This is a genomic window from Lactococcus sp. S-13 (assembly GCF_004210295.1).
Taxonomy (GTDB): Bacteria; Bacillota; Bacilli; order Lactobacillales; family Streptococcaceae; genus Lactococcus.
In genome coordinates, this window is record NZ_SDAK01000001.1 from 415,131 (window position 1) to 428,351 (window position 13,221).

The 13,221-nt window shown below is 37.6% G+C and carries 12 protein-coding genes and 1 pseudogene; 2 read left to right on the forward strand and 11 right to left on the reverse strand.

Annotated elements, in window-relative coordinates:
• Nucleotides 1–221 precede the first annotated feature (221 nt).
• A pseudogene (locus EQJ87_RS02075) lies at nt 222–615 on the reverse strand (Spx/MgsR family RNA polymerase-binding regulatory protein).
• Between the two features lie 219 nt (nt 616–834).
• Between EQJ87_RS02075 and EQJ87_RS02080 the strand changes: the two are divergent.
• Together EQJ87_RS02080 and EQJ87_RS02085 are read left to right on the forward strand one after the other, a co-directional pair.
• Nucleotides 835–1,482, forward strand: a complete 648-nt coding sequence (locus EQJ87_RS02080; protein WP_130123118.1) for a redox-sensing transcriptional repressor Rex — start codon at nt 835–837, stop codon at nt 1,480–1,482.
• A 216-nt stretch (nt 1,483–1,698) separates the two neighbouring features.
• The gene (locus EQJ87_RS02085; RefSeq protein ID WP_130123119.1) at nt 1,699–1,917 is read left to right on the forward strand and encodes a hypothetical protein; all 219 of its coding nucleotides are present in this window, start codon (nt 1,699–1,701) and stop codon (nt 1,915–1,917) included.
• Between the two features lie 49 nt (nt 1,918–1,966).
• On the opposite strand, the gene EQJ87_RS02090 is transcribed toward EQJ87_RS02085, so the two are convergent.
• The 10 genes from EQJ87_RS02090 to EQJ87_RS02135 form a co-directional block, all read right to left on the reverse strand.
• Complete coding sequence (locus EQJ87_RS02090) at nt 1,967–2,584, reverse strand: hypothetical protein (protein WP_130123120.1); 618 nt, start codon at nt 2,582–2,584, stop codon at nt 1,967–1,969.
• 424 nt (nt 2,585–3,008) lie between these two features.
• A complete protein-coding gene (radC, locus tag EQJ87_RS02095) occupies nt 3,009–3,683 on the reverse strand; it encodes a RadC family protein (protein WP_130123121.1) in 675 nt (224 codons plus the stop codon).
• A 161-nt stretch (nt 3,684–3,844) separates the two neighbouring features.
• Nucleotides 3,845–5,662, reverse strand: a complete 1,818-nt coding sequence (gene glmS / locus EQJ87_RS02100) for a glutamine--fructose-6-phosphate transaminase (isomerizing) (protein ID WP_130123122.1) — start codon at nt 5,660–5,662, stop codon at nt 3,845–3,847.
• A 267-nt stretch (nt 5,663–5,929) separates the two neighbouring features.
• Complete coding sequence (locus EQJ87_RS02105; protein ID WP_130123123.1) at nt 5,930–6,469, reverse strand: DUF2127 domain-containing protein; 540 nt, start codon at nt 6,467–6,469, stop codon at nt 5,930–5,932.
• 167 nt (nt 6,470–6,636) lie between these two features.
• Nucleotides 6,637–7,080, reverse strand: coding sequence for a divergent PAP2 family protein (locus EQJ87_RS02110; RefSeq protein ID WP_130123124.1), 444 nt, complete (start codon nt 7,078–7,080; stop codon nt 6,637–6,639).
• A gap of 169 nt (nt 7,081–7,249) precedes the next feature.
• Entirely contained in the window at nt 7,250–9,241 is a 1,992-nt protein-coding gene (locus EQJ87_RS02115; protein ID WP_223804485.1) for an alpha-glucuronidase, read from the reverse strand.
• The gene (locus EQJ87_RS02120; protein ID WP_130123126.1) at nt 9,234–9,941 is read right to left on the reverse strand and encodes a hypothetical protein; all 708 of its coding nucleotides are present in this window, start codon (nt 9,939–9,941) and stop codon (nt 9,234–9,236) included. Before EQJ87_RS02120 ends, EQJ87_RS02115 begins: the two co-directional genes overlap by 8 nt.
• Nucleotides 9,942–9,982: 41 nt before the next feature.
• Nucleotides 9,983–10,858 carry a carbohydrate ABC transporter permease gene (locus EQJ87_RS02125; protein WP_130123127.1) on the reverse strand — a complete coding sequence of 292 codons (876 nt, stop codon included), beginning with the start codon at nt 10,856–10,858 and terminating at the stop codon, nt 9,983–9,985.
• A complete protein-coding gene (locus EQJ87_RS02130) occupies nt 10,858–11,733 on the reverse strand; it encodes a carbohydrate ABC transporter permease (RefSeq protein WP_130123128.1) in 876 nt (291 codons plus the stop codon). Before EQJ87_RS02130 ends, EQJ87_RS02125 begins: the two co-directional genes overlap by 1 nt.
• Before the next feature lie 82 nt (nt 11,734–11,815).
• Entirely contained in the window at nt 11,816–13,171 is a 1,356-nt protein-coding gene (locus EQJ87_RS02135; protein ID WP_130123129.1) for an ABC transporter substrate-binding protein, read from the reverse strand.
• Between the last annotated feature and the right edge of the window lie 50 nt (nt 13,172–13,221).

Sequence of the window (13,221 nt, forward strand, 5' to 3'; positions counted from 1 at the left end):
TAGCTTAATTTACTCCTTAATTAGAAAGTTTGAATTTATAGTGTGAACAGCCATTGTTTCATTTAGATTATTTATCGTTACTTATATATTACCGTAAAAACCTTATCTTTTCCAAAGATATACAAAAATAATCGTAATTCGACATCTTACAACAACCCAAGAAAACTTTTAAAACAAAAAAATAAAACCCGTCAGCAACTGACAGGTTTTTTCCATAGAAATTAGACTAATACCAATCTCTCTCGCAACTCTATTTTTCGAACTTCTGGCGGAATAAAAGTCCGAATTCCTTCTTCATTAAAACCAATTAAAAGACGATTTTCATCAAAAATAAGTGGACGTTTCAACAGACGGGGTTTTTCTTGAATCAAAGAGTAAGCTTCTTCCAGACCCAAGGTATCGAAATCGTGAACCAGCTCTGTATAAGCTCTTCCTCGTATCGCAATAATATCCTCTAAGCCATTTTCAGTCAAAGATAAAATCTTGATGATGTCCTCTTTTTCCAAAGCTGTCGTCCCCAAATTCACTTCTGTGAATTCAAGCTGATGTTTTTTTGAGCCATTTCCTTGCCTTTCTGCACGATGAACAAGAGCCAGTGAGATAAACTTTAATCATAAATTCTCCTCATCTTTTTATCATAATTCTATTTTACCATGAAAGCTCAACAAAAGAAAGCGTTTTATAGAAAAAACTTCTTTTTTTGTGAGCGTTAACAACAGCTTAGTAGAGCTTCTTTTGTTTGATAAAATCACAAAAATTTGATAAAATTATCACAAAGAAGTAAATAATAAGTAATTTAATTTTTTTCATCAACATATTTCGAGGTAAAACATCATGACTGACAACAAAGTAAGTAAAAACTTACCCAAAGCTACTGCAAAGCGGTTGCCCCAATATTATCGCTTATTCAAAAGCTTAGTTGACGAAAACATCACCCGAACCAATTCTCAACTCATTTCTGAAAAAATTGGTGTTGATGCAGCAACGATTCGCCGTGACTTTTCTCTTTTCGGTGAATTAGGTCGCCGTGGTTATGGCTACGAGACTCAAACTTTGCGAGACTTCTTTGGCGAACTACTCGGACAAGACCAAGAAACACATATCGCGCTCATAGGAGTTGGAAATCTTGGTCGAGCACTACTTCATTACCAATTTCAAGAGCGTAATAAAATGCGAATCACTCAAGCCTACGATATTTCAGGAAACCCTTTGGTCGGGACTCAGACTGAGGATGGAATCCCAATTTATAACATCTCTGATCTTGAACGCAATATTAAACAATCAGACATCAAGACAGCCATTCTCTCTGTTCGTAAAGAAAATGCCCAAGAAGTCGTTGATCTTCTGATTAGAGCGGGAATTAAGGGTATTCTCAACTTCGCTCCTGTTCGTCTGAAAGTCCCTGAGGATGTCGTCATCCAATCCATTGACCTTACTAAAGAACTTCAAACTCTCCTCTTTTTTATGGGGAATAATAAATAAATCACTAAATAAAATAAAAAACGGCTTACAAAGCCGCTTTTTATTTTTAAGTCTTGCAGAAAAGTCAAACTTACCTTTTCTTGCCCACTTCTATCAAATCAACTGAATTTGTAGCCTTAAAAAAATTGGCAAACTTCTTTAAAAAATCTTAAGTTAAACTTAAAATTTTCTGTGCTACAATAATGAAAAGAAGATTTTACACAGGAAAGGACCACTATGCCAACTCAAACGCAGAAAATTACGATTGAATTACGACAACTTAAAATCAAAATCAAGAGCATGAGCCAAGAAATCGCGATGTTAAACTCTCAACGCTCTGATTTAATTCAAAATAAACGTTTGATTGAACAACGCCTGAGCAAGCTTTCTTCCGAAATCTTCAGGGATTCTTGCCAACTCAAAGAAAAAGAACAACAATTGAAGGCACAACAATAATGTTTATGCCTTCCTTAATTTCAAATGTTTTCATTGCTCTTTTCCGAAATTAGTTGTTTGTAGATTCCCCACGATTAAATGTAGAAAGATTAGCTGTATCTAAAACGACTTGATCAGCTTTCAAGCGAGTTTTTCTTACTTCAATCACGCCTTGTTCATCAGCATTGACTTGATTTGATAATTCATCCAGTTGATGTTGGAGATTTTCAGTTTTTGTTTTTTCAGTTTGATATTCTACTTGTTTGTTATCTAACTCTCTTTGCTTGCTTGCTACTGCATCTTGGCCTTCTTTGATTTTTTGTTGGACTTCGGCAATTTTATTTTGAATTTCTTGTTCTTTTGATGCCAATTGACTACTTAAGCTTGTTTTTTCACCTTGCAATGTTTGCAATTCTTGGTTCAAATGATTCAATTGAGTGCTTTGTTGTTGGCTTGTGCTTTGAGATGTCTCCAAAGCTGCTTGAGCTATTTTTAATTCATCTGAGGCTTCTTGTACTTCATGAGCTTCTGTGTGGATACGAGTTGACAATGTATCAATGTCATTGTTGATTTCTTGTACATCCCCATGTCCAGCCCAAAAACCTTCAGCGAGTGTTTTCGCCCCAAACCCAGCGCTAACGAATACGGCTACTAAAACTGCTGTTGCAGTTACTTTTGAAAATTTCATTTTTTTCTCCCCTTAATGCCCGCTCCTATGCGGCTTGTCTTTTCACACGACAAAAACAATTTTAGCATACAGCCAAAAAATAAGCAAGAAAAAATGTAGTTCTTTAATTACGCTCATATATTTGAAAAATTCAAAAAAATGGATATCTATGAAAGCTAACCGTAAAGAATTATAAGCTCTGTGTGTATTAACATTGCCTACTTTCAATTATCAAGAATAATAAAAGTTCCGTCATTGTCGGAACTTTTATTTGGTTATTACACTACAAAAATAACCCCTAACCTCATTTTATTAAGCGTTATTTTTTCGCTATCTCATTTGAAATACCGAAATCATGGATAGATTTATCATAACATATGTACTTATATAGAAGAAAGCTCTTTCGTTAACTACATTTGTTAACATTTTGAAGCCGCTTTCTCCCTTAATGCGCCTGTTCTCGAAAGCTAAAATATTTTCCCGCACCAACAATTAAATGGTCAATGAAATTGACCCCTAAATTCTCACAGGCGCCTTTGATTTTTTCAGTAAAAATACGATCGGCCTGGCTTGGCGTCAAACTCCCTGACGGGTGGTTATGAGCAACAAGCAGGCCTACTGCAAGGTTCTTCACGGCATGATAGAGAATCTCACGTGGATTAGCTGGTGCATGATTGACTGCACCAATAAAAATCGTTCTCTTTTCAATGATTCGATTTTGAGCATCGAGATAAAACGCTACAAGGTGCTCTTGTTCAAAGTTTTGCATCTCATCAGCGAGACTCAAACCAAATTCTTGCGAACCTAGAACCCGACCATATCGCTTTCGCTCGGTGGTTTGGATGCGTTTGCCCAGCTCAATCATCGCACGAATTTCAATTGCTTTTGTTTGACCGATGCCCGGAATTTCTTGAAGTTCTAAGAGTGAGGCCCGGCGGAAGTTTTCAAGCGTTTGAAAATGTTGCAAAATTTGCGCAGCCAGTCCAGTTGCTGAATGTTTCCTCGTGCCTGTCCTGAGCAAAATTGCCAGTAATTCAACGTCAGATAATTGTTCTTCGCCAAGCAAAGCCAGACGCTCACGAGGGAGCATGGGGTAGGGATTTTCTCTTACTTCGTACATACCATTATATACGCAAAATTTCTAGATTTGTCACCAAATAACTAAAAAAGAATCTAAAATTTTTCAGATTCTTCCTTTTTTACTGACGAAAGTGATTTTGAGCTGACTTTTTTACTGACGAATTTATTTTTTTATTTTCGTCAGCATTTTCTCTGCTCTTTTTATTCAACTGTCACTGCTTTTGCGAGATTACGGGGTTTATCAACGTCAAGTCCTCTTTGCATTGACGCAAAGTAAGCAATAAGTTGGGTCGGAATAACCATCGAAATCGCTGATAAGAAGGGATGAACTTGGTTGACAACAATTGTATCATCCTCACGGGCAACTCCTTCTTCAACAATCGTAATTGCTGCTGCACCACGTGCCACGGTTTCCATGACATTTCCACGTGTGTGAGTGGCCACTTCAGGATGATTTGAAATCAATGCGAGAACAGGTGTACCTTTTTCAATCAATGAAATTGTTCCGTGTTTTAATTCACCGGCAGCAAAACCTTCACATTGAATGTAAGAAATTTCTTTCAATTTCAATGAAGCTTCCATCGCTACATAATAATCTTGTTTACGACCAATATAAAATGCATTGCGGGTCGTTGGTAAAAGTTGAGCTACAATTTCTGCAATCTCATCTTTTTCTGACAAGGTTGATTCGATTGATTGGGCAACGAGCGATAATTCTTTTACTAAATCAAACTCAAGCGCGTTTTTGTTCCCATTTTCTTCACCAACGGCTTTAGCCAGAAAAGCTAAGGTTGCGATTTGACCTGTATAGGCTTTGGTAGAAGCTACAGCAATTTCTGGGCCAGCACCAATCAGCATCGTGTAAGTTGCTTCACGTGACAAAGTTGATCCTGGAACATTCGTCACCGTCAAGCTTGGAAGCCCTAATTCATTGACTTTAACCAAAACTTGGCGACTATCGGCTGTTTCACCAGATTGTGATAAGAAAATAAAGAAAGGTTTTTTACTCAAAAGCGGCATATCATAGCCCCATTCTGATGCAACACCAAGCTCAACGGGAGTATCCGTAAGCGCTTCAAGCATTTGTTTTGAGCCATATCCTGCATTATACGAAGTGCCAGCAGCAATGATATACAAGCGATCTGCTTCTTGAATTGCTTTGACAATTTGATCATCGACTTTCATTGCACCATTTTCATCCGCATAAGTGGCGATGAGTTTGCGCATAACGGCTGGTTGCTCATCGATTTCTTTGAGCATATAGAATGGATAAGTTCCTTTACCAATATCAGAAAGATCCAACTCTGCTGTATAAGATTCACGAGGAATTTCATTTCCCTCATAGTCTGTGACTTGTACAGTATCTTTTGTCAAAATGACCAACTCTTTATCATGAATTTCCATAAATTCAGAAGTTTCACGAATCATCGCCATTGCATCTGAGCAGACCATGTTATAACCTTCACCAAGTCCAATCAAGAGTGGGGATTTGTTCTTAGCCACATAAACGACCTCGGTGTTTTCGGTGTCAACCAAAGCAAAAGCGTAAGAACCCTTAATCAAACTCAATGCTTTTTTGAACGCTTCAAGTGTTGAAAGCCCCTCTTCTTCAGCAAATTTGGCAATCAAATGAACCGCAATTTCAGTATCCGTTTGGCCTTTGAAACTATCGTTTGCAACAAACTCTTCTTTGAGCTCAACAAAATTTTCAATCACTCCGTTATGGACTAAAACAAAACGTCCTGAAGCTGAAGTATGAGGATGCGCGTTTTCTTCAGTGGGTTTGCCATGTGTCGCCCAACGTGTATGACCAATTCCCATCGTTCCCGCAACATCAATGCCAATTTTCGCACGCAAATCAGCGATACGACCGACTGATTTGACTAAACTTGGTGCTGTTTTTTCACCATTGACAAAAATACCTGCTGAATCATAGCCTCGATATTCTAACTTTTCAAGTCCTTGCATTAAAATATCTGTTGCATTTTTCGTTCCAACAACACCGACAATACCGCACATAATAGAGCTCCTTTTATTTACCAACAAAATTGGTATAGTTAATTATTTTGTTTCTTTTTTATTTACAAAGAGCATTATAATACACTTTTGAGTGATTGTCAAGGATTTTTTTACCGCTTTATCGCCTCTAAAACAAATATTGGTATAATTTATAAAAACCAACTTCATAAGGAAATTGATTTTTTCGTTTCGATTGCAACCACAAAAAAGAGGCTGAGTAAATGTTTAACAAGACCACTAAGCCTTATAGAACCCTGACAAATCTTATCATTCAGGTTCAGTAAATTTTGCAGTTTCAAATTCTACTTTTTCTTGAAAAAAATGGAGTTTTGAGGATGAAAAATGAGCTTTTAGCTTACGGTATTCAAGTAAAGTCAGGACAATCATCATAGCATCTACAAGACACAAAATAAGCATTGAAATTGACCCGTGGTGAGCAAATTCAATTATTTGATACAAAATGAAGCCAGCCAAAAGCGCAATTGACAAAGGATAAGACCAGAGGATTTTTTTCCATAGGAGGGCTAATGTCATTAGTTTGAGCGCTCCATGAAGAATCAAATAGACAATAGCAAAAAGTGTTGCATTGCTGGTCAGTCGCTCACCAGCCTGCATAATCATAGCTGATAAACTCGTCAGTGAAACCATCATTGCCAAATGATGAAGGGCTGATTTTATCACACCAAGCGGGATAAAAATCAAAAGCAAGCCAGATAAAAGCTCACCGAAGGCAAACAGGCTTTTGAAGAGAAGCATGGTGTTAAAGCTGACATCCAGCAATTCATTTTTGTGCTTTATTTTTTTCATGGCTTCTCTCTTCTCTTCGCGTTGAAATTTTAGTTTTAAGGCAGTTTGTGGTCTTTTTTTGATTAGAATTTTGTCAAAGGGACTAAAAATTTTCTTTCGTTCTTGTTAGACACTGTAACACCTCATTCTAAAAACTAACTTAATCACTGACGAATTTCAACAGAAATTCAATTCATCACAAGCGCTACAACAATGCCCAAGACTGTTCCGCCAAGAACTTGAATCGGAGTATGTCCGAGTAATTCTTTAAGATTTTTATCGACTTTAATACCCGCATTCTCAACATTTTGGAGCATTCGGTTAATGATTCGGGCTTGATTTCCTGCCTGACGGCGAATGCCTTGCGCATCATACATCACCACAAAAGCCAACACTGTCGCCACCGCAAAAAGAGCTGAGTCAAAGCCTTTGTTCAAACCGACAGCCGTTGCCAAAGCCACCACCAACGAACTATGGGAGCTAGGCATTCCTCCTGTCGCAAAAACTAATCGCCAATTTAATCGATGTGTCCGAATCAGGTCAATCAGAATCTTGATAATCTGTGCCAAAGCCCAACTAACAATTGCCGTCATCAAAATCTGATTTTCTACAATTTGTCTAAAAAATAACATCTCATCCTCCTTCATACTTCTCGTTTTTAGTAATAATCCGCTTACTTTTATTATAGCACTTTGTGAAAAATATGAAAAAATTACTGACGAAATAATCAGTATACCCAAAGTTATTATCAAACAATGAATATTTTTATGACAGTTCCGTCAGCAATTCGTTAGGAGAACGCTAATTAAAAATTTTTCTACCATACTTATCCTCTACACCAGACATTCTGTAAAAGTAAGTATTGATTTGATCACGCCAATTTTTGGCATTCTGCACTTGCAATTCTAATCTCTGTGAAACATTTCTAAAAGTGATTTCATCGATTTTTCCTTCAAGAGCTTGCCACGATTTTTGAAATTCCAGTACTTTATTATAGCCTTCAAAATGCAAATCATAAATTGTCTGAATCAACGTTTTACCATTGTGCAAAAGATGGTCATAGTTCACAAAATGGAAAAATAAAATCAATTCATCAGGCGTTTTATTAATATCTTCATAAATTTCCGCCAATTCTGGCGCATAAAGCCCACTATAGCCAGTCCCAGTCACCATCGTTCGGTCAACACCCAAGCCATTTCGGTCCGCAAAATGATAAGAACCCCAGCGGTCATATTCATAGCCATTTATAGAGGGTCCATAATGATAGTGTGGTACTATCATATTACCAATTGCAAGTGGTGTGGTATAAGCCTCGTAAGTCTGATTTGAGGTCATCAACAACTCATAAATTGTCTTTTTCGCCCTTTCATCGACATCCACAAAAGTCATGTCAAGCCACTCCCGCAAAATTTCAGCAGCAGTCAAATCATTGTTCCAGCACATCCGACCAAAGCCATAAAAATTGGCCTGTGCCAGTTTATTTCCACACCAGTTTTCATCCATTCCGACATTGCCAATCGCAACAAACCCCGAGTTAGCAGCTAGAGGTGAATTTTCCTTAACTGTATCTTTTGCTAAACCGTAATTATCCGTATGAATGATTTCAAGCCATTGTGGTAAAACATAATTTAAGTCAATCTGATGTCCAAGATATTCTGCAGTAACCTGAAATTCCATCATTTGATTAGTCTTTTTCAAAGCCCCAAAGAGAGGCATTAAGGGCTCCCGTACTCCAAAATCAATCGGACCAAATTTAATCTGCAAAATCACATTGTCTGCAAAATCACCATCAAGTGCCATAAAGTTTTCATAGGCAGCTTTGGCACGATCATTCTTGCGATTACGCCAGTCCGTCTGCGAATTATAAACAAAAGTCCGCCAAATAACCAAGCCTCCGTGCGGGGCAAAACTTTCAGCCAACATATTGGCACCATCAGCATGATTACGCCCATATTGATAAGGACCAGGTTCCCCCTCAGAGTCAGCTTTAACCACAAATCCACCAAAATCAGGTACTACATCATAGATGTGGCCAATCACTTTCTTCCACCAAGCACAAACAGCTTCATCCAAAGGGTCAGAAGTTCTCAGACCACCAATCAATCTCGGCGCCGCCCAATTGATGGACAGAAAAGTTTTAATTCCAAATCCAGAAAAGAGTCGAGCAATCTCTCCAACTTTCTCAATATAAGGTGAAACAATCAAATTTGTCCCTAAACCACGCACATTGACATTATTTAAAGAAATCGCGTTAATTCCAATCGAAGCTAAAAAACGTCCATACATTTCCAAACGCGTAAAATCATTGCGGAAAATATCGCCCTTGATTTCTCTCAAAGCAAAAGAACCTGTATCCGTATTGTCATTGCTTCCAGGTGTCCCAAAGAAAATCGACTCACCAGCATAGCCCCGCTCAATGGTCCCATCCACTTGGTCCCAGTGATTAATCATCCGAAGCGCTTGGCTTGGTTCAGAGCTTTCTTCTAACTTTTTCCCTCTTAGCTTAAGCCGCAGAAAATTATAAAAACCGTACAAAAGTCCGCTTGAAGAAGCTCCTTTAATCAGGTTTTCCTGAATTTCATAAGCTTCTGCATTCACAGAAAGTTCTGGATTGACAACTAAAACAATCGTTGCCTGCGCACGATCAGTACTTACTGTAAGTCCTAACCATTCAATCAGTTCTTTTCGCAGCCGCAAACTGACTGCATCTTCTTTGACCAAATCCAAAAAGAAAACTTCTTGACTTAGTAATTTTTTTAATTTATTTTTTTGTAACCACATTTCATCAATCATTATTTACTCCCTTATCCTCATTTTCAATTTGCTCAAAAAATAAGTCCACTGAAAAACGTCTTTTTAAATTCAACAAAATCATAAAATTCACCGCACCCCCAAAGAATAAAAGGTAAAGCATGGCATATTTTTGCATAAGGAAAATGATAATCATAAACCAAAAGATATTGACCAAAGTCACCAGCGGCAATTTATAGCTGACCAGCAACATTGAAAAAACTTTTCTCCCCACCGTCAACTCACGCGCCCGCAAATCTGTCGATAAAAGAAAAACAAAGAGCATTCCACTAGCCAGAAAACTCGCCGTAATCAAAAGCGGAATAAACATGATACTTTTACCCAAAATCCACAGAGCTTTCATATCAAATACAATAAAACTAATCAAGAAAGTATAGAAAACAAAGACTTTCCAATGATTTTTCAGCATTTCTCCGTAAAAGTGACCATATTTTTTAACTGAAATCGTTCCTTTAGTAAACTCAGAGACTCTAAACTGCACCGCCAAACTCACTAAAAATAAGAAGATTGGAAGAACAAATAAAATATAATTATTAAGCGTCAATTGGAAAAAGAAAAGCATGACCAAAAACAGAAGATTTGATAATATAAAATACAAATGCTGTACAAATAGTCGGTAAATGAATGACACCCCGCCTACTGTCCAATTTGTCAAAAAATCTAAATTGATTTTAAATCTCATAAAATCAAACCTCCTCTTAGTCTAAATCTTTCATTATATTATTATCCTTTGATACCAGATGATGTCACGCCTTCGACAAAGTATTTTTGTGCACTGAAGAACAAGATAATCGCAGGCAGCAGTGAAACTAATGACATAGCGAAAATCTGATTCCAAGGTACTGTACCGGCTGATGTGTCGGCATTTAATTTCAAAGCAATTGAAACAGGGTATTTGCTTGGCGATGTGATATAAATCAAAGGTCCCAAGAAATCTCCAAAGCTCCACATAAATTGGAAAATCACACAAGAAATCAAAGCTGGTTTTAGCGAAGGAAGCAAGACCAGACGTAAAATACCAAATGAACCACAGCCGTCCACCGTTGCTGCTTCATCCAAAGTCCGCGGAATTGACCGCATAAATTGAATCAGCATAAAGACAAAGAAAGGTTCTTGGGCAAAAGCTGACCGTGCAATCAGCGGAACATAAGTATCCAGCAAATGCAAATCACGGAAAAAGAGATAAAGTGGAATTTGTGTCACAACTGCTGGCAAGAACATAGTTGCCATCAACAGCGAAAACATAATTTTCTTACCAGGAAACTCAAAACGAGCAAATCCGTAAGCCACTAAAGTTGCTGACAGAAGCGTCAGTAAAATTTTCGGAATGACGTACTCAAAAGTATTGATAAAGTAAGTTGTGAAAGTATAATCACCACCCGTTATCCAACCTTTAACATAAGGTGTAAAGTCAATTCGTGACGGAATAAAACTGGCAGATGTAAAAATTTCCGCATTAGTCTTAAAAGTCGCCCCAATCAACCACAAAATCGGATAAATCATGATGATAGCAAAAACGGTCAAAATAATATATCTGAGTGCAGAATTTACTCTTTTACGGGTATCTTGTTTGCTATGAAAAGAACTTGTATTTTGCATTAGTCATTTCCTCCGTCAGAATAATAAACCCATTTCTTTTGAGTAGCAAACAGGATAATCGTGATTAAAACAATCACAATAAACAAGACCCAACTCGCTGCACTAGCATAACCCATATTGTATTGTTTAAACGCTGAGTCATAAATAAACAGCGAAGCCAGATAAGTTGATTTCAAAGGCCCTTGACCTGTAACCAAATAAGGCCCATTAAATTCTTGGAAAGCATTATTGACTTGCATAATCAAATTAAAGAAAATCGAAGGCGTAATCAGTGGAATCGTGATATGGATAAATTGTTGCCATTTACTAGCATTATCCAGACTGGCTGCTTCATAAAGCTCCGTTGGCAAATCTTTCAGAGCTGCCAAGAAAATCAACATTGATGAGCCAAATTGCCAGACTTTTAAGAGAATAATACTGGTCATGGCACCCGTTGGCGTTGACAACCAGCCAATCGGGTGAATCCCAAAAGTTCCTAAAAAGTTATTGACCAGACCAGTAGGTTGGAACATGAAACGCCACAAAATCCCTACGGCAACATTTCCCCCTAAAATTGAAGGAATGTAATAAGCAGTCCGAAACAAGCCAATTCCCTTTAATTTAAAATTAAGAATAAAAGCAACAATCAAGGCAAAAGCCAGTTGTAAAGGCACAGAGAAGATAACATAGATAAATGTCGATCTCATTGAACCCATAAAAGTTGCATCCTTAAAAAGATTGATAAAATTTTGTAAACCAATAAAATTTGGCTTAAAAATCATATTATAATCAGTCAATGCGTAGTACAAAGACATAATCATTGGCCAAATCGTCAAAACCAGGAAACCAACAATCCAAGGCGAAACGTAGATTAATCCTACTTTTTGATTTTTCAAAATTTCCTCCTTTATTTATTAACCATTTTGAGAAATCGGAGAGTAGTTTTACTGCGCTACTCTCCTTTTCTCTCAAATTATTTTATTTCAGACCCATTTGTTGAGCAAGTTTTGCAGCTTGTGCTTTAGTTTGAGTATAAACTTCATGCGCTGCTTCTTTCACACTTGTTTTCCCAAGTTCTACTGCTTCGATTTGGTCAGTGTAGATAGAAGTCAAAGTACCGTCTTCATAGAATGGTGTTTCAGACATGGTATCAACTTTTCCTGCATCATTAGCATCTTTGGCAAATCCTGCCAGAGCTCCACTCTTTTCCAGAGCTTTTTGAGCTGATTTGGAAGCAGGGACACCGCGAGTTGTTCCAAGAATTTGATTGGCTTTTTCACCATTTAAGAAATCATTCAAGAATTTAGCGGTTGCTACTGGGTTCTTTTCATCTTTCTTAATTGCAAATGCCATTGAAGGTTTAGAGAGAATATTTGCTCCGCCTTTAGCATCAGAAATGACAGGATAAGGTACGATTTCCATTTGGTCTCCTACACCTTTAAGAGCATCATAGTCAGATTGCAGACCTTGATTCCAACCAATACCACCAGCGTATTTACCAGTAAATTCTTGTTTATTTGTAGCAAGAGATACAGGGTCAGAACCAACATTAGCCAGATAATCTGAACGTGGAACAAAGACACCGTCTTTAACCAAACTCATGTACCATTTCATACCGTCAAGATAATCTTTTTCAGTATAATTCATTTGACCCTTAGCATTAAACTCTGTTTTATTGAGTTTTTGTTGGAGGTAAATAGTGACAGGGAAACGCCAGGTTGGCGAGCAAAGTGGATATGAACCTTTAGGGAATTTCTTGGCTGCGTTGATATAGTCATCCCATGTTTTTAGCTTAGTTACATCTACGCCATTTTTTTCAAAGACAGTCTTGTTGACCCACATTACCATGACATTTTCGCCATAAGGCACAGCGACTTGCTTGCCACCGACTTGACCTGTTTTCAAGAAAGCTTTATCATAATTATCTTTCAAATCAAGATATTTGCTCAATTTATTCAAATCATAAAATCCACCATTTTGACCATATTGAGGGACCCATTGATACATCAAGGTCATAACATCAGCGGAAGTCCCACCTGCATATTGCGTTGTAAAGACTTGATCAAGGTTACCAAATCCACTTGGACGCCCTTCAACTGAAATACCAGAATTTTCTGCTTCAAAGTTTTTAATTTGTTTCATGGTCGCTTGGTTACGATCATCGTTACCCCACCACCAGAAAGAGAGTTTAGGACTTTTATCCGCATCTTTAATTTGAGCACTAGTGCCTTTACTTGCGCTTGCCGAATTTGAACTTGAACCACAAGCGGCAAGTGTGATGAGTGAGAGTAACGCTGCTCCTCCAAGAGCAACTTTTTTCCAATTGTTTTTCATTTTATTTCTCCAAACTATTTATAGCTTTGTTTGCTTGTTAATGTTTCTCT